The organism is Streptomyces sp. NBC_00659, assembly GCF_036226925.1.
Classification (GTDB): Bacteria; Actinomycetota; Actinomycetes; order Streptomycetales; family Streptomycetaceae; genus Streptomyces.
This window is the reverse complement of the sequence record NZ_CP109031.1, coordinates 1116518-1134643: the sequence shown is the minus strand read 5'-3', so window position 1 is coordinate 1134643 and position 18126 is coordinate 1116518. Positions and strand designations below refer to the sequence as shown.

The 18126-nt window shown below is 72.1% G+C and carries 11 protein-coding genes; 6 read left to right on the top strand and 5 right to left on the bottom strand.

Annotated features, from left to right (window positions below):
• Nucleotides 1-73 precede the first annotated feature (73 nt).
• Together OG410_RS04775 and OG410_RS04770 are read right to left on the bottom strand one after the other, a co-directional pair.
• Nucleotides 74-1642: an FMN-binding glutamate synthase family protein gene (locus OG410_RS04775; RefSeq protein WP_329297963.1), complete on the bottom strand. Its 1569-nt coding sequence runs from the start codon at nucleotides 1640-1642 to the stop codon at nucleotides 74-76.
• Nucleotides 1643-1734: 92 nt separating this feature from the next.
• Nucleotides 1735-3312: an alpha/beta hydrolase gene (locus tag OG410_RS04770; RefSeq protein WP_329297962.1), complete on the bottom strand. Its 1578-nt coding sequence runs from the start codon at nucleotides 3310-3312 to the stop codon at nucleotides 1735-1737.
• A gap of 263 nt (nucleotides 3313-3575) precedes the next feature.
• On the opposite strand from OG410_RS04770, the gene OG410_RS04765 reads away from it, so the two are divergent.
• Both OG410_RS04765 and OG410_RS04760 read left to right on the top strand, forming a co-directional pair.
• Nucleotides 3576-4331: a chaplin gene (locus tag OG410_RS04765; RefSeq protein ID WP_329297961.1), complete on the top strand. Its 756-nt coding sequence runs from the start codon at nucleotides 3576-3578 to the stop codon at nucleotides 4329-4331.
• Between the two features lie 353 nt (nucleotides 4332-4684).
• Nucleotides 4685-5542, top strand: coding sequence for a GNAT family N-acetyltransferase (locus OG410_RS04760; RefSeq protein ID WP_329297960.1), 858 nt, complete (start codon nucleotides 4685-4687; stop codon nucleotides 5540-5542).
• A gap of 75 nt (nucleotides 5543-5617) precedes the next feature.
• Here OG410_RS04760 and OG410_RS04755 read toward each other — a convergent pair whose 3' ends face one another.
• From OG410_RS04755 to OG410_RS04745, 3 genes are all read right to left on the bottom strand, one after another.
• Entirely contained in the window at nucleotides 5618-6358 is a 741-nt protein-coding gene (locus OG410_RS04755) for a class I SAM-dependent methyltransferase (protein ID WP_329297959.1), read from the bottom strand.
• Entirely contained in the window at nucleotides 6342-10736 is a 4395-nt protein-coding gene (locus tag OG410_RS04750; RefSeq protein ID WP_329304018.1) for an aminotransferase class I/II-fold pyridoxal phosphate-dependent enzyme, read from the bottom strand. The genes OG410_RS04755 and OG410_RS04750 overlap by 17 nt, the downstream gene beginning before the upstream one ends.
• A gap of 418 nt (nucleotides 10737-11154) precedes the next feature.
• On the bottom strand, nucleotides 11155-11904 hold the full coding sequence (locus OG410_RS04745; RefSeq protein WP_329297958.1) for a TetR/AcrR family transcriptional regulator: 750 nt from the start codon (nucleotides 11902-11904) through the stop codon (nucleotides 11155-11157).
• Between the two features lie 346 nt (nucleotides 11905-12250).
• Here OG410_RS04745 and OG410_RS04740 point away from each other — a divergent pair, with 346 nt between their 5' ends.
• From OG410_RS04740 to OG410_RS04725, 4 genes are all read left to right on the top strand, one after another.
• Entirely contained in the window at nucleotides 12251-13567 is a 1317-nt protein-coding gene (locus OG410_RS04740) for a glycosyltransferase (protein ID WP_329297957.1), read from the top strand.
• Nucleotides 13568-13644: 77 nt separating this feature from the next.
• A complete protein-coding gene (locus OG410_RS04735; protein WP_329297956.1) occupies nucleotides 13645-15030 on the top strand; it encodes a UDP-glucose dehydrogenase family protein in 1386 nt (461 codons plus the stop codon).
• A gap of 18 nt (nucleotides 15031-15048) precedes the next feature.
• Nucleotides 15049-16026, top strand: coding sequence for a UDP-glucuronic acid decarboxylase family protein (locus OG410_RS04730; RefSeq protein ID WP_329297955.1), 978 nt, complete (start codon nucleotides 15049-15051; stop codon nucleotides 16024-16026).
• A gap of 119 nt (nucleotides 16027-16145) precedes the next feature.
• Complete coding sequence (locus OG410_RS04725) at nucleotides 16146-17939, top strand: glycoside hydrolase family 15 protein (protein WP_329297954.1); 1794 nt, start codon at nucleotides 16146-16148, stop codon at nucleotides 17937-17939.
• Nucleotides 17940-18126 lie beyond the last annotated feature (187 nt).

The following is an 18126-nucleotide window of genomic DNA, read 5'->3' as shown; positions in this document are numbered from 1 at the left end:
CCCTGACGCCGGTCTTTCAGTCGCACGTTCCGGGCACTTGTGACCGCCCGCGCAGGCCGGGCCGCTCGACGGCTCAGAAGGAGTCCGGATCGGCGGCGGCCCAGTCAGCCGCCCAGGCCGACGGCGGCTCGGCCAGCAGCACCCCGGGCGCGAGCCACTCGTACAGCTCCGCGTACGACCTCACCGTCGCCGGTCCGACGCGCCGCAGCAGCCGGTGGGGTGTGAGCTCGCCGGGATCCCGCACGCCCATCGCGGCCATGATCCGGCTCGCGCTGTGCACGGTGGCCAGCTGGTAGCGCCGCACCCGCTCGGCCTTGTCGGCCACGTCCAGCGCGCGGAACCGGCGCGGATCCTGGGTCGCCACACCGGCCGGGCAGGTGTTCGTGTGGCACCGCCGGGCCTGGACGCAGCCGACGGCGAACATCATCGCGCGGGCGGCGTTGGTGTAGTCGGCGCCCTGGAGAAGGCGTCTGACGATGTCCGAGCCGGTCGCGACCCTGCCGCTCGCACCGATCCGGACCCGGTCGCGCAGCCCGGTGCCGACCAGCGCGTTGTGCACCGTGATCAGACCCTCGGTCAGCGGTGTGCCGATGGTGCCGGCGAACTCCGGGGGCGCGGCCCCCGTGCCGCCCTCCGAGCCGTCCACGACGACGAAGTCGGGTGTCACCCCCTCGGCGAGCATCGCCTTGCAGACGGCCAGGAACTGGCGCCGCGAGCCGACACACAGCTTCAGGCCGGTCGGCTTGCCGCCCGCCAGCTCGCGCATCCGGGCGACGAACCGCACCAGCTCCCTCGGGGTCGAGAACACCCGGTGGTACGGAGGCGACACCACGGTGACTCCCTCGGGCACCCCGCGCGCCCGGGCGATCTCCGCGCTCACCTTCGCCCCGGGCAGCACCCCGCCGACCCCCGGCTTCGCCCCCTGGGAGAGCTTCAACGACACGCACTTGACCTCGGGCAGCGCTGCCTTGTCCTTGAACTCCCGCTCCTCGAAGTCCCCTTCGGCGGTACGACACCCGAAGTACCCTGTGCCGATCTCCCAGACGAGGTCACCGCCCCCGCGCAGGTGATGGTCCGACAGACCGCCCTCGCCGGTGTCCTGCGCGAAACCCCCCAGCGCCGCACCCCTGTTGAGCGCCAGGACGGCGCTCGGGGACAGGGCTCCGAAGCTCATCGCGGAGACGTTCAGCAGAGCCATGTCGTAGGGCTGGGTGCAGTCGGGGCCGCCCACCCGGACCACGGGCGGTTCGTCCGGAACCTCGACCGGGCGCATCGACGGCTCCAGGAACTCATGGCCGTCCCCGTACACGTCACGCTCCGTGCCGAACGGCTCCTCGGCCTCGACGCCCTTCGCCCGCTCGTGCACGAGGGTGCGGACCGCACGGTCGAAGGGCCGCCCGTCGACGCGGCGCCCGACGAAGCGCCGCCGGCGCTCCGGGCGCTGCGCCTCCGGCGGGAAGCCCAGACGGCCGAGCAGCGGATAGTTGCGCAGCACGGAGTGGCGGCGCTGCACCAGGTCATGGCCGCCGAGCGCGGTCAGTGCCAGCAGCGGGCCCGCCGCGCACCACCACCAGGCGGAGACGGCGCCCACCAGAAGCAGCGCCCCGGCCGCGCCGAGGGCGACGAGCAGCAGTGGGAGCATCCGGCGCACACCAGGAGTCAAACCCATGGAGGCGAAAGCCGCTGATCGGGGACACCCGCGCGGGCCGTCACGCTCACCCGGTGAGGTGCCTGTCAGTAGCCGTCCGTGTCCTGCGGACCGCAGGAGCTGCCGCCGGCCGGCAGCGACCCATACAGCAGGAAGTCGTCGACCTTGCGGTGCACGCACTTCGAGGACGCGTACCCGGTGTGCCCGTCGCCCTTGTTGTCGAGCACCACGGCCGAGGAACCCAGACGCCTGGCGGTCTCCACGGTCCAGCGGTAGGGGGTCGCCGGGTCCCCGCGGGTGCCGACGAGCAGAATCTTCGAGGCGGGTACGTCGCGGACCTTCTCGCGTATGTAGTCGGTGCCCTTCGGGCGGCCGTAGCACATGAGCACCTGGGCGAGCCGGTACCGGCCGAAGACGGGCGACGCCTCCTCGTAGGCGGCACGCAGTCCGGCGACCTGCTCGGCGACCTGGCCGGCACTGGGCCGGTCGGGGTCGTCGGCGCAGTTGACGGCCATCAGGGCGGCCGGGAGGTTGTCCAGCGGGACGTCCTCGGCGTCGACGAGCCCGCCGTTCTGCCGGGGCCCCTGCCGGACGGGCGTGGAGGTGGCCGGCAGGGATGCGCCGCCGGAGAGCTGGGTGAGTCCGTGGGTGTCGCCGTCCTGGACCAGCAGACCGAGGGCCTGTTCGAGGACGGGCCACATCTCCTTGCTGTAGAGCGCCTGGCTGATCGCGCCCACCAGGTCCTGTCCGGAGAACGCCTGGCCGTACTCCGACGGCACCGGGTCCCGGTCGAGCGACTTCACGAGCTCGACCACCTGTTCGCTCGCGCTGCGCCGGTCCTGTCCGAACGGGCAGGCCATGTTCTTCGCGCACCAGGTGATGAAGTCGTCGAGCGCGGTCTGCTGGCCTTCCGCGCCTATGCGGCCCTGCTCGGTGAGCGGCTCGGTGAGCGTGTCGACCCCGTCGAGCACCATCCGTCCCGTCTTCTTCGGGAACTGGGCCGCGTACACCGCGCCGAGCCGCGTCCCGTAGGAGAATCCGAGGTAGTTGAGCTTCTTGTCGCCGAGCGCCTGACGCATCACGTCCAGGTCCCGGGAGGCGTTGACCGTGCCGATGTGCGGAAGGACGGCCCCCGAGTGCCGGGCGCAGGTGTCGGCTGCCTTCTTGACCGCCTTGAGCGCCGCGTGGACGTCGGTGCCGGCGGCCGTTGCCCCGAAGATCTCGTCCGCACCGTCTCCGCAGCTCACCGGCGAGGAGCGGCCGACGCCGCGGGGGTCGAAGGTCACCACGTCGTAGCCGTTGGTCAGGCCCATGAAGTCCTTGCCGGCCGCGGCGAGCCCGGGAACGCCCGCACCGCCGGGACCGCCGAAGTTCAGCACCACCGACCCCCGTGAACGGCCTGTCGCCCGGTAGCGGGCCAGCGCCAGGTCCAGCGTGCCGCGGCCCGGCCTCGCGTAGTCGAGGGGGACGGTGATCCTGCCGCACTGGAGGTCCTTGGGCATGCCGTCGCCCTCGCAGGCCGCCCACGTGACCTTCTGGCGGTAGAAGCGGGACAGGCCGGGTCCCTCGTCGGCGGTCGCCACCGTCGGCAGACCCGCCGCCAGCAGGGCCAGCGTCGCGGTGGCGGCTCCCACGACCGCGAAGCGTTGGTGCACGGACAGCATGCCTGCCTCCAGGGTCGCCTGCGGTGGACCGGCGATACCTCCCGGATCACGATAGACGCGGCCCCGGTGGCACGCCTCTGGGCGAGCGGGGCCGGCCGCCGCCGCCCGCCCCGCGCCGGGCCCTCCCCGGGGGTGCGGAGACTGTTCGAAATGCGTGACGCTCGATGGGGTGAAAGGCCGATAAGCCATAACTCGGATGGTCCGCAGGCGTTCTTGGCACTGTGGGCGAGTGCCCACGTTGGTGTCAGGAAGGCAGTGAACGTATGAAACGGGTGACCCGAAATGGTTTGATCGCCGCGGCCGCCGCCTCGGGCGCGCTGGCCGCTGTCGTGCCGGCGCACGCCGACTCCGCGGCGGACAGCGCGGCGGCAGGCTCGCCCGGCCTGATCTCCGGCAACACCGTCCAGCTCCCCGTGCACGTCCCCGTGAACCTGTGCGGGAACACGGTGAACGTGGCCGGGCTGCTCAATCCCGCCGCGGGCAACCGCTGTGCCAACCAGGGTGCCGGGGGCGGGGCCGCCGCGACCGGCGGCGGGCGGCACGGGGGAGCCGGAGCGCACGGTGGCGCCGCCGGCCGGGGCGGCACGGCCGGTGGCCACGGCGCCGACAGCCGTGACGGCGGGGGCGCGGTCGCGCACGGTCGCGGAAAGGATTCGCCGGGTGTGCTCTCGGGCAACGGCCTTCAGCTCCCGGTGGATCTTCCGGTCAATGTCAGCGGCAACTCGGTGACGGCGGTCGGCCTCGGCAACGCGGCCGCCGGCAACGAATCGGTCAACACCTCGGGTGCCGAGCCCGTGCGGGAGCACCACGCCGTGAAACCCGCCCCGAGGCCGTCCACCCCGTCCGCCGGGACTCCCGTCACCGCGGCGCCGGAGCGGGTCCGGCCGCGCGGCGGGACCGTGGCCACCCTCGCCCACACGGGCGCGGACGCCGCGATGCCCGCCATCGCGGCGAGCGCGGCGATGCTGCTGGGCGGTGCCGTCCTTTACCGCCGGTTCCGGCCCGCCGCGGTGCGCTGACCCGCGGCGGGCACGACGGGAGGCTCCATCGGACGGGTGACCGGTGGAGCCTCCTCGCCGTCCGCGTCCTCCTGCCCGGGGTCCTGGCGTCCTGGGGCTCCTGGGGTCTCGGGGAGCGGCGTCGTCCCGCTGTCGCGGGCCCTGGTCGCCCGGGGCATCGCCAGGTGCGTGCGGCACGGTGACCCCGTCGTGCCGGCCTTGGGCGCCGAAGTGGCCGAATCCGCTCCCGTGCGCGGCGCTTGTCGCTGCGATCGGTACGGAGATCGGGAAGGATGCTGCGCGAGCGACCGGCCCGGCGCACCGCGCGCCCCGCATGCCGGCACGCATCCGACCTGTACGCATTGGAGCGCCCCATGACCTCACCGGGACCCGACGGCCTCGTCGTCAGCCAGGCCACCCTCGACGACTGGAAGGTCGTCGGCGGCTGGGCGGCGGACGAGGGATGGAATCCCGGCCTGTCCGACAGCGCGAGCTTCTTCGCGCAGGATCCCGGGGGCTTCTTCATCGGGCGCGTCGACGGGGAGCCGGTCTCGGCCGTCTCGGTGGTCAACTACAGCGCCGACTACGCCTTCCTGGGCTTCTATCTCGTACGCCCCGACCTGCGGGGGAACGGATACGGCCTGGCCACCTGGGAGACGGCCCTCGCCCACGCGGGCGGCCGGACGGTCGGCCTCGACGGCGTGGTCGCGCAGCAGGACAACTACCGCAAGTCGGGTTTCGAACTCGCCTACCGGACCGCCCGGTTCACCGGTGTGGCCCCCGTGGGGGAGGAGCCGTCGGGGGTGCGGGCGGCCGGTCCGGCGGATCGCACGGCGATCACGGCGTACGACAGCGCCTGCTGTCCGGCTGACCGGCCGGTGTTCCTGGAGTCGTGGCTGACCGCCCCCGGGCACCGCACCTTCGTCCGGCACGACGGCGCCGGCAGGCTGAGCGGGTACGCCGTGATCCGTCCGGCGCGTGACTCCCTGCGGATCGGCCCCCTGTTCGCCGACACCGCCGACGACGCCCGCGCCCTGTTCGCCGCGCTCGCCGCCGACGCGGACGGCAGCGCGCTCGCCGTCGACGTGCCGCGGGCGAACACGGCGGCCGTCGCCCTCGTGGAGAAGCTCGGCCTGACCCCCTCCTTCGAGACGGCCCGTATGTACACCGGGCCGGTCAGGGCGTTCGCGCGGGAACGCGTCCACGGGGTGACCTCACTGGAACTCGGTTAGCCCGGTACGAACTCGGCCGGCCCGGCACGGCGTTCGGCCCCGCACGCGGCCACGCACGGGAGCGGCGGCGGTGGCTCAGGGCGGGGGTGAGGCCGCCGCCCCGGTGAGCAGGATCATCCCGGAGTCCCCGTAGTCCGGCAGGGTCGGGTCCGAGGGGATGCGGCCGACCGTGAGCCGGTCGGTGAGCGGGGTGAACACCTCGGTGACGACGTCCGTGTCCACCGGGCAGCCGGGCCAGCGGGACGCGGCGCCGATCCGGTAGGTCGGCATGTTCTCCATGAAGGCGGCGACCAGATGTCCGCCCGGTACCACGCACCGGACGAACCGGCGGCAGAAGTCCTTGAACTCCTCGAAGTCCTCGGTGGCTCCCTCGGCCACGAAGTGCATGGAGGCGAGGTCGTAGCTCCCCGGTTCGATGGACCTCAGGTCGCCGTGCACCAGACGCACCGGGGACAGCGCCCCTTCCAGGGTCTCGGGTATGTCCGGGTTGAGGCTGCGGCACAACGTGTGGAACGGCAGCCAGCTTTCTTCCGGTGTCCCGTTCAACTGCCGCTCCAGATAAGCGGTGTTGGAGGCACCCGCCTCCACGGCGTCGATGCGGCGGCTCGCGGCGGACGCGAGGATCAGCGGATAGAGATTGGGTCCGGCCCCGATCTCCACGGACCGGCCGACGCTGCCCGGTGCGAACTCGCGGTAGAACGCGCAGTGGTGGGTGATGACCGCCGTGTCCGAGGGATGCAGCTCGCGGTAGTTCTCCGCCAGATAGTCCTCGACGGGCCAGCTGTCCCAGTCCACGTCGTCATTGAGAACCGCCATCGCGGACTCCGTCTCCCGGCCGCAGCCGATAGCGCTCGGTGAGCCGGGTGAGCGTGTCGTTGAGCTGCTCGATGTCCTCGTCGGAGTTGAGGGCGGTGAGCTGGAGCCGGAACCCGACCCGGTCGCGGGGTACGAGGGGGTAGGCCGCCAGGGTCACGTAGATGCCGTTGGCCCACAGGAACCCGCCGACCGCGTCCAGGTCGTCGGCGTCGGCCAGGGGGATCTCGATGATCGGCAGACGGTCCGTGTTGAGGGTGCCGACCCCGAGTTCCTCCAGGTGGTCGAGCACCCGCCCGGTCTTGCGGTACAGGTCGGCCCTGATCTCGTCCCCGCGGCGGTCGTTGACTTCGAGACCGGCCAGCGCCGTGGCGAGGGAGGCGGTGGGCGAGGGACCCGAGTAGAGGTAGGGGGCCGCGGCGGTCTTGAGGCGGTCCTTGAGGGAGCTGGGCAGCGCGAGGAAGGCCAGCAGCGACGAGTACGCCTTGGAGAAGCCGCCGACGAGCACGATCCCCTCGTACGACTCTCCCGCGTGCCGCACGATGCTGTTGCCGCGGTCCCCGTACGGACACGACTCCTGCGGGCCACGCTCCCCGATCACGCCGAAGCCGTGCGCGTCGTCGATGTACATCAGGGCGTTCCGAGGCCTGCAGACCTCGATCAGCCTCGCCAGGTCGGGGATGTTCCCGCTCATGCTGTTCACACCGTCCAGGCAGACCAGCCGGGGCAGCTCGGCGGGTACCGCGTCCAGCATGGTGGCCAGTTCGTCGGGGCGTTCGGCGTGGAACCGGCGCAGCGTCGCGCCCTGTCCACGGGCCCCCACACAGCCGTCGAACACGGTCCGGTGCGCCGTGGCCTCGACGAAGACATGGCCCTGGCCCGCGAGGGCGGGGATCACCGAGGCGTGGATCAGGGTCAGCGTGGGCAGCAGCAGTGTGTCCGGCGCGCCGAGCAGGTCGGCGAGCCGTTCCTCGATGTCGGGGTACAGGCGGGGACTGCCGATCAGCCGGGACCAGCTGGGGTGGGTGCCCCAGAGCCGTACGGCCGGCTCGATGGCCTGGATGATCTCCGGGTCGCAGTCGAAGCCGAGGTAGTTGCAGGAGGCGAAGTCGATCATCCAGTGGTCGCCGCTGCGGATGTGCCGGCCGCGTACCTCGTCCAGCACGGCGTCGCTCATGGGGTTGGTCTTCCGCAGGTGTTCCAGGTCGCGCCAGCGCCTGGAGCGGCGCGTGCCCGCCGTCTGCGTGCTGTCGGACTCCGCCGCCTCGGGGGCGGACGGCTCCTTGCCCGGGTCCGCAGGTGGCTCCTTGCCCGGGCCCGCGGACGGCTCCTTGCCCGGGTCCGCGGCCGGCGGCCCGATCCGTCCCATTCCGTATCTGGGCTCCGCCGTCGCGGTGGCGGAGCGGGCCGGGGCGCGAACCCCGTCGCGCTGCCGCAGCAGGAACTCGCTCTGCTGCACGGTCATGGGCCGGGCGAAGAGGAAACCCTGTCCGAACCGGCATCCCATGCCGGCCAGGAGATCCCGCTGCACCGCGTCCTCGATCCCCTCGGCGATCACCTGGATGCCCAGGGTGTCGGCCAGACCGACGATCCCCTCGACGAGTGCGACCTGCCGGGTGTCCAGCGCGATGTCGTCGATGAACGTCTTGTCGATCTTCAGTACGTCGACGGGGAAGTCCCGCAGATACCGCAGCGACGAGTAGCCGCTGCCGAAGTCGTCGACGGCTATGTGGACCCCGAGGTCCTTCAGCGAGTACAGGACCGCCTGGATCTGCGCGTCCCGGCGCATCAGCACCGTCTCGGTGAGCTCCAGCTGGAGCGAACCCGGGGCGAGCCCCGGGGTCTCCAGCGCCTTGCGCACCTCGGCCAGGAACCCGCTGTCGCGGAACTGGCGGGGGGAGACGTTCACGCTGACGTACGGCGGGTCCGCCCCGTCGGCCGTCCGCTGGAGTCCGGCCATGTCGGTGGTGGCGTTCCTCAGGACCCAGGCGCCGAGCGGCGTGATGTGCCCCGTCTCCTCGGCGAGGGCGATGAACTGGTCCGGCGGCACCGGCTCGTGATGCGGATGCGGCCAGCGGGCCAGGGCCTCGAAGCCGACGACCTCGCCCGCGCCGATGTCGACGACCGGCTGGTAGCGCAGGGCGAACTCGGACCGGGCCACCGCGCCGTCGAGCCGTGCCTGGAGATCGTGCCGCTCCACCATCCGCACCCGGAGCCGGGGCAGGAACCTGCGCCACTGCCGCTTGCCCGCCGCCTTGGCCGCGTAGAGGGCCAGATCGGCGTGGCCGAGGAGTTCCTCGGCGTCCGTGCTGTCCCTGGCGGTGGCCACGCCGACGCTGGCGGACACGTTGACCGAGCCCTCGCGGAGGCTGAACGGCCTGCTGAGCGCCTGGATCACCTGTGCCGCCAGGAGCTCGGCGTCCAGCGGCTTCTTCGCGTCCTCCATCAGCACGGCGAACTCGTCGCCCCCGAGCCGGGCCGCGGTGTCCGTGCGGCGCAGGGCTCCCGAGAGCCGTTCGGCGACGGCGGTCAGCAGGTGGTCGCCGGTGGAGTGCCCCATCGTGTCGTTGACCATCTTGAAGTCGTCGAGGTCGATGAAGAGCAGACAGGTGAGCGTCGTCCCGCGGCGGCTGCGCAGGAGAGCGCGCTCGATCCGCTCCAGGAGCAGGGTCCGGTTGGGCAGACCGGTCAGCGGATCGTGGAACGCCCGTTCCGTCAGCTCGTGCTCCAGGCGCCGTTGCTCGGTCACGTCCCGCAGGGTGATGACCAGTCCGGCCACCGTGGGGTCCTTGCGCAGGTCGCTGCACCGCACCTCGACCTCGATGCGGCTGCCGTGACGCAGCACCCACCAGTGGTCGTGGGTCTCGGGGGCCCCGCCGTTCCGCAGGGCGGCGAGTCCCCTGACCACCCGGGTCCGGTCGCTGGAGTCGACCAGTTCGGGCAGTGGGGCCCCGGTGAGTTCCATCTGGCCGAAGACGGCTTGCGCGGACGGGCTCGCGTACCGGACCGTGTTGTCGTCCTCGACGATCAGGATGACGTCCGAGGCGTTGCGCACCAGCGTGCGGAAGTACGCCTCGCTCTCCTTGCGGATGATCTCCTGGCGCAGCGCGATCCGTTCCACGGCCAGTCCGGCGTGCGAGGCCAGGATCTCCAGCGAGCTCTGGATCTCACGGAGTTGCGGCTCGGGGCCCGCCGCCATCAGCACGCCCGGCAGTTCACCGGCCGGCTCGTCGGGCGGGATCATCGGGCACACCAGGGTGGTCGGCAGACCGTGGAGCCGGCCCGCGATGTCCGCCCAGAGCTCCGCCGTGGGGACCAGGTGCGAGCGGCGTGTCGTCAGCCCGCTCGCGTACTCGGCCGGCAGGACCAGACTCCGGTGCGCGACCTTGGGCCCGAACAGGGTACTGATGGTGGTGTCGCACGCTCGCGCCACGTCCTCCGGCCGGACCGCCGCGACGAGGGACGTGGCCGCCGTGCGCAGCGCCTGCTCGCGTGCCACGGCATTGCGGTGGGCCACCACCATCCCGGACAGTCTGAGGATCACCAGCAGGAAGAGCGCGGCGGAGAAGACCGCGATCACGGCGGCGTCCTGCGCGTCGCCCCGCCGTCCCTCGTACAGCAGGATCCCGGGTGCCACCAGGGTGGCCGCGGCGAGCAGGAGCAGGCGACGGCGTGTCGGCCGCAGGGACTCCTGCCGCCCCACGGGCCGGGTCAGTTCCACCATCGAGGGATGCAGTCCGGCGAGTCCCCAGGCGGTGTAGAACACGATCCAGCCGGCGTCGAGCACGGTCCCGGTCTGCCACAGGTCGTTCAGCTGGAGAATCCCGTACGCGATGTCGAAGGTGAGCAGCGTCGCGGTTCCCAGCACGAGGAGCTGCACGGAGCGGATACGGCCGGAGCCGGGGCTCGCGGACAGCAGACGGGCCAGCATCGCGAGGACGAGGACGTCGCCGATCGGGTACGCGATGCTGATGGCGCGCTGCTGCCATGTCATGCCTGGTACATGGGTGAGCGGCTGCACGAGGAAGACCCAGACCGGCAGGGCGAGCCCCAGCGCGAAGATCAGCGCGTCGAGCAGACTCGGCAGGTCGTGACCCGGCCAGCGGTAGCGGACGAGGCCGTAGAGACCGGCGGCGAACAGCGGATACGTGGCGAGATAGAAGGCGTCCGCAGCGGACGGGAACGGGTTGTTGACGTTGAAGTACGACTCCATCACGTTGTACGACGTGTCGCCCGCCGCGAACGCCAGCAGCCCCGCGGCCAGCAGGAGCCAAGGCCAGCGGTGGTTCGGGCGGTTGACGAGGATTCCCGTGAGCATGGCCGCGACCCCGCCGAGTCCGATGACCGCCCACAGAGGGGTCCGGGTCGTGCGAACGGCCATGTAGACGATGGTGGTGGCTGTCACCAGGAGGAAGTACGCACCGAGGCGTCGTGGCCGCAGGAGGCCGCCGGTGAGGCGATGTACCCGCAGCAAGCCGAACCGCCTCCCTACGTCGGACGGCACTGGACCGTTCGCCGGGTTACGGGGCATTGCTGATCGTACGCACGCGGGGTGGACCGGTGCATCTTCAGCCCGGGTGGCGCCGTGCGACGGAGCGGCACTTCCGGGGGTCTCGTCCGAGCCCTTCCGGACGGCCGCTGCGGGACTCCGCTTGCTCGGGCCACTGTCCGTTCCTGTGCGGAGCGACTCGGCGTCCGCGCGCGCCCGGGTTCGGTCCTGTGCGAAGCCGTCCGGCGCCGCGCGCGGGCCAGGGTCCGGTCCTGTGCGATGCCGTCTTTGCTTTCCGAGCCGCATCTGTTCAGTCCTGTGCGAAGCGGTCCAGCAGGGCGTCCAGGCCGGCGTGCAAGCCGTCCTGGCCGCCCCGCTCGGCGAGGGTCGCCGCGATCTCGCGGAGCCGGGGCAGCTCCTGAGGCGGCATCCGGTGCAGGCCCAGCCGGAAGGCGGTGTCCTCCTCGTCGGGGTTGTCCACCATGGCGCGCAGCTCCACGGACACGTACCCGAGGACCCAGCCGGTGAAGGCGCGGAAGACGGCCGCCGAGCGGGCACGGCCGAGCCCCGCCTCGTGGAGCAGGGCGAGCACCCGCTCGTGTTCCTTGAGCACGGCCGACGGTCTGCGGGCCAGCGGGACGGCGAGCATGCGGGTGGCGAGCAGCGGCACGACCTGGGGATGGGCGAGGCAGACCTCGTAACTCGCCCGCGCGATCCGGTGGAGCTCGTCGCGCCACGTGGCCGGGCCGGGCGTCGTGGAGCCCTCCGGCGCGGAGCCGGCGGTGAGGCGCTCCTCCAGTTCGAGGTAGAGGGCCTCGACCAGTCCGTCCAGCAGGGCGTCCTTGCCGTCCGCGTAGCGGTACAGCGCCATGGCCTCGACTCCGAGGCGGGCGCCGAGGCGGCGCATGCTCAGCGCCGACAGGCCCTCCTCGTCCACCAGGCCGAGGGCGGCGGCGAGCACGAGTTTCCGGCTCAGCCGGCCGTAGTGGCCCCGGTCGCTGGCCCGCCGTGCAGGCTCGGCCGTCTCGCCGTCCTCGTCCCGCGTCCGTTGCCCGGCCATGACTGCCTCCTTCCGGCCCGCCGCCCGACATCCTGTTCGTCGACTCCATGCGTCGACGAAGTCGTCTACGAAGTCAAGTGTACGTTTACGACGTATGTGGAGGAAAAGGGTGCCGTTCCGGCCGGTCGGAACGGCAGTGGCGTCGCTGTTCTTCCTCGTTCTTTCTCGTTCTTCCTCGTGACGCGGTCCGGGTGGTCGCCGCGCGCCGTTCCGGTCCTGGCTCGGCCGGGGCGATCCGCGGCCGGGATCGACCGGCCGGATTGACCGGAGCGATCCGCGGGGTAAAGATGTACGTATACATCGTAAATATACGTATTTCCCCCATGTTCATCGGTGGTGATCGTTGATGCCGTACACGACCTTCGTCCCCCGCTCGGGGCGGCCGGACGGGACGGCCGGAAGCGGGACCACGCCGCCGCGGGTGGCACCCGCCGAGGCGCTGCCCCCGGCGCCGGTCCTGCCGCGGATCAAGGTTCTGCACGTCATCACCCGCTTCTGGGCGGGAACCGGGGACGGCACGCTGCTGGCGGCCGAGGGCATGGACCCCGACCGCTACGAGGTGTGGGTCGCCGGCGTGCCGAGTGCCGACCTGTGGGAACCGGCCCGGGCCGCGGGGGTGCGGACTCTCGAGACACCGGGGTTCCGGCACACCCTGGGCCCCGCGGACGTGCTCGTCCTGGGACGGCTCGTGCGGCTCATCCGCCGTGAGCGGTTCACGGTCGTGCACACCCACTCCGCGAAGGGCGGGTCCCTCGGCCGGGTCGCGGCACGGTTGTGCCGTACCCCCGTGGTCGTGCACACCCTGCACGGACAGAGCTTCCACCCGTACACCGCTCGCCCGCGGCGCACGGTGCGCCGCGGCCTGCGGCGTGTGACACGCCGACTGGCCGCGCGGTTCCTCGCGGCAGCCCCGTGCGGGGCCACCGCGGCGGCCGAGGAGCGTCCGGCCCCGGGCCGGGAGGACGTGGTGTCCTCCGCCGTACGGCTGGGCGCCGTTCCCGAGTCCTTCGACCCCGCCGCCCGCGCCCTGCTCGGGGTCCCCCGGGAGACGGCACTCGTCGGCACCGTCGGCCGCGTCGACACCCGGAACGACCCCCTCGCCTTCGTCCGCATGGCGGCCGCGATCCGCGCGGAACACCCGGACACCGCGTTCGTCATGATCGGGGACGGCCCGCTGGCGGAGGAGGTGCGACGGCTCGCCGCGGACCTGGACGTCGAGGTGACGCTCACCGGACAGCGTCCGGGCGCCGAGCGTCTCGTGGCCGGACTGGACGTCTTCGTGACCACCTTCCTGTACCAGGGGCCGGGCCGGGCGCTCACCGAGGCGCTCGCCGCCGCCCGGCCCGTCGTCGCCACGGCCGTGAACGGGGTGCCCGACCTGGTGGAGCACGGGGCCACGGGCCTGCTCGTGACACCGGCGGACCCGGCGGGCGCAGCACGCGCGGTCGGCTGGCTCCTCGACCATCCGCGCGAGGCCGCGGAGATGGGCCGGCAGGGCAGCCGCCGGATCCGCGCCGCGCTCGCGCCCGAGGCCCCGCGCGGGGCCGTCGACGACCGCTGCCGCGGCCTGCCGAACCCGCCCGCCACCGGGCGCCGCGGCCTGCCGAACCCGCCGAGCCTGCCCGCTATGGGGCGCGCCCCGAAAGGCGTCCCCCGCTCCTGACCCCTCACCCCTCACCCCACGAACACCCACCAGCCTGCCGGCCACGAGCCGACCGCAGGCCGACCACGGAGAACGACATGCGTCTGACAGTCATCGGCACGGGATACGTCGGCGCGGTGCACGCCGCCTGCATGGCCGACATCGGGCACGAAGTGCTCGGCGTCGACGTCGACGTCGACAGGATCGCCGCCCTGACCGCGGGTACGCCCCCGTTCTTCGAACCAGGTCTCTCGGAGACGCTCGTGCGAGCCGTGGACTCCGGCCGGCTGCGTTTCACCACCTCACCGGCCGAGGCCGCCCGCTTCGCCGACACGCACTTCGTCTGCGTCGGCACACCCCAGCACCCCGAAACGGGCGCGGCGGACCTGCGTCATGTCGAGGCGGCCGTCGACGCCCTGGCGCCCCGGCTCCGCGACAGCGGTCACGAACGGGTCCTGGTGGTCGGCAAGTCCACCGTTCCGGTCGGCACCGCGGCCCGCCTGGGCGACCGGCTGCGCGCCACCGTTCCGGGGGCCGAAGTGGCCTGGAACCCGGAGTTCCTGCGCGAGGGCCGCGCCGTCCGGGACACCCTGCGCCCCGAACGCATCGTGGTCGGCACGAGGAAAGGCACCGGCACCAGGACACCCACCGGGACCGGGACGGGCGCCGCCGCGGAGAACGGCACCGACTGGGCCGTGGCGCGGCTCAGAGAGATCTACGCACCGCTCCTGGAAGCGGGCACCCCGTTCATCGCCACCGACCCGGCCACCGCCGAACTGGTCAAGGTCGCCTCCAACTCCTTCCTCGCCACCAAGATCTCCTTCATCAACGCCATGGCCGAGATCTGCGAGGCCACCGGGGCGGATGTCCTCACCCTGGCCGAGGCGATGGGCCGGGACTCCCGCATCGGGCACCGCTTCCTCGCCCCCGGACTCGGTTTCGGCGGCAGTTGTCTGCCCAAGGACATCCGGGCCTTCGCCACCCGCGGCGAGGAACTCGGACTCGGCGGCTCCGTCGCCTTCCTGCGCCAGGTCGACGAGATCAACACGCGGCAGCGCCTGCGCACCGTCGGCCTCGCCGCACGCCTCCTCGGAGGCTCCTTCGGCGGCCGGAGCGTCGCGGTGCTCGGTGCCGCCTTCAAGCCCGGCAGCGACGACGTCCGGGACTCGCCCGCCCTCGTGGTCGCCGACGAGATCCGCCGCCGCGGAGCGCAGGTCCGCGTGCACGACCCCGAGGCGATCGACAACGCCCGAGAGGCCTACCCCGCGCTCCAGTTCGCCCTGGACGTGACCAAGGCCTGCGAGCGGGCCGATGTCGTCCTGCACCTCACCGAGTGGCCCCAGTACCGGGACGTGGACCCCGCCGCACTCGCGACGGTGGTGCGTTCGCCGGTCCTCGTGGACGCACGGAACACACTGGACCCGGCCCGGTGGCGCTCGGCGGGATGGGCGCTGCACGCGCCGGGCCGTCCGGGGCTCACCTGACCGGCGGGAGGAGAGAGCATGCGTGTCGTCGTGTCCGGCGGAAGCGGCTTCCTGGGATCGCATCTGTGCGAGGCCCTGCTGAACAGAGGCGACAGAGTCTGCTGTCTGGACAACCTCTCCTCGGGCAGACCGGCCAACATCGCCGGGCTCCGGCACAACCCCCGGTTCGCCTTCGAGGCCTGGGACATCACCGAGACGTTCAGCGTCGCGGGCGACGTGGACGCCGTGGTGAACCTCGCGAGCCCCGCGTCGCCCGTCGACTACCAGCGCTTCCCGCTGGAGACACTGGCCGCGGGCAGCAGGGGGACGGAGAACATGCTGCGCCTCGCCGACCGTCACTCCGCCCGGTTCGTCATGGCGTCCACCAGCGAGGTCTACGGCGATCCCAGGGTGCATCCGCAGGACGAGACGTACTGGGGACACGTCAACCCCATCGGCCCGCGCAGCGTCTACGACGAGGCCAAGCGATACGCCGAGGCCCTGTCCATGGCGTACCGGCGGAACCGGGCGGTCGACGTGGGAATCGTCCGGATCTTCAACACCTACGGCCCCCGCATGCGTTCGTACGACGGCCGGGTGGTCTCCAGCTTCATCCGGCAGGCGCTCCGCGGCGAGCCCCTGACCCTCTTCGGGGACGGCAGCCAGACCCGGAGTTTCTGCTACGTCGACGACCTGGTCCGGGGTCTGATCGCCATGGTCGATTCACACCGGCCGGGCCCGTTCAACCTCGGGAATCCCGGCGAGCGGACCGTGCGGGAGCTCGCGGAGCTCGTTGTCATGATCACTGGATCGCGCAGCGGACTGCGCTTCCGGCCCCTGCCCGTCGACGACCCGGTCCGCCGGCGCCCTGTCATCTCCCGTGCGCGAGAGGCGCTCGGGTGGTACCCGCGGGTGTCCCTGGAGGACGGGCTGCGGCACACCGTCGACTGGTTCACGGCGGAGTCGCGGGCATCCCTGCGGCCTTCGGAGCAGTCCCCCGTGGGGCGAAGCTCATGAAAGGGACCCGCCCCGCGCGGCGGAGCGCGCTTCATGAATCACCTGGTCAGGATGCGAACTCCGGTGCTGTGGACATATCCTGAACAGGCGGCGAAGAACACAGCGGCGTGGCTTCGATCATGAACGCACCCATCGAGGACTACGCCCTCATCAGCGATCTGGAAACCGCTGCCATGGTTGGCAGGGACGGTTCCATCGACTGGCTGTGTCTGCCCCGGTTCGACTCCCCGGCCTGTCTGGCCGCGATGCTGGGCACACAGGACAACGGCTTCTGGCGCATCGCGCCGGCCTCACGAGCGGTGCGTGTTCCCTGCGCCGACCGCGCCTACCGGCCGGACACACTCGTCCTGGAGTCCCGCTGGGAGACGCCCACGGGTGTCGTGCGGGTCACCGACTTCATGCCGCCGCGCAGTCAACTGCCGTGTGTCGTGCGCATGGTGGAAGGACTGTCGGGCTCCGTGACCATGCGCAGCGAGCTACGGCTGCGTTTCCACCAGGGCAGGGTGGTGCCGTGGGTCCAGGTCGGTGAGGCCTGCACGGTCGCGGTCGCCGGGCCGGACGCCGTCTGGCTGAACACCGAGGACCTGGAGGCGGAACCCGGCGGCGAGCGCTCCATCGTCCACGAATTCACCATCGTGGCCGGACGCAGGACGACCCTGACGTTCGTGTGGGCGCCCTCGTACGTGCCCGAGCCGCCCACTCCGCTGTCCGTTCCGCCGGAGACGGTCCTCAAGGAGACCACTGACTTCTGGCGGAGCTGGACCGCCCAGTGCCACTACCAAGGGCCCTGGCGCGACGCCGTGGTGCGGTCCCTGATCACGCTCAAGGCGCTCACCTACGCGCCCACCGGGGGCATCGTCGCGGCCCCGACGACCTCGCTGCCCGGCCGCATCGGCGGCGAACGCAACTGGGACCACCGCTTCTGCTGGCTGCGCGACTCCGCGCTGACGCTGTCCTGCCTGCTTCGATGCGGCTACCGCGACGAGGCGACGGCCTGGCTGGGCTGGCTGGTGCGGGCCATCGCGGGGCAACCCGCCGATCTCCAGTCCGTGTACGGCGTCGGCGGACAGCGGCTGCTCCGGGAGACGGAGGCGCCGTGGCTGCCGGGCTACGAGGGCTCGCGGCCGGTCCGCTTCGGGAACTCCGCCATGAGCCAGTTCCAGCTCGACGTGTACGGCGAGGTGCTCGACGCGCTCCTGTTGTCGCTGCGGGCCGGCATCCCCATGCCGGGCCATGTGTGGAGCCTGGTGGAGGCCATGATGGGCCAACTCCGCCGCCAGTGGCGCCAGCCGGATCAGGGGCTGTGGCAAGTGCGCGGCCCGGCGCGGCAGTTCGTGCACTCCAAGGTGATGGCCTGGGTGGCCGCCGACCGCGCGCTGCGGATGGGAGAGCTGCTCGGCAGGAACGGGCCCTCGGACGTCTGGAGGGCCCTGCGGGACGACGTGCACCGGGAGGTGTGCCGGGAGGGGTGGGACGCGGGACGCGGGTCCTTCGTCCAGTCCTACGGTTCGTCGGCGCTGGACGCCTCGGCGCTGCTGATTTCGCGGCTGGGTTTCCTGCCCGCCGAGGACGAGAGGGTGCTCGGCACCGTGCGGGCGATGCGGGAGCTGACCCACGGCGGGTTCGTGCGGCGGTACGCCCCGAACGGGCACGGCCCGCACGGCGTGGACGGGATGCACGGCGGCGAGGGCACGTTCGTGGCGTGCTCCCTCTGGTACGCCGACGCGCTCGCCACGACCGGACACCGGGAAGAGGCGACGGAGGTGTTCGAGCGGGTGCTGGAGATCCGCAATGACCTCGGTCTGCTCTCGGAGCAGTGGGATCCTGACGCGGGCCGCCAACTGGGCAACGCACCGCAGGCGTTCAGCCACATCGCCCTGGTGGAGACCGCGTTCCTGCTGTCGGAGGAGTGACGGGGAGACCGAGTTCCCGCTCTCGGAGCGACCGGTGGAGACCGGATTTCCGCTACCGGAGCCGTTCCCGATGTCGGAGTCGGAGCCACAGAGCCGGAGCCACAGCCACGAAACGAGAGCTGGACGAGAGCCGGGGTCGGAGCAAGACCCACGGACACGGAGCAAGACCCACGGACACGGAGCAAGA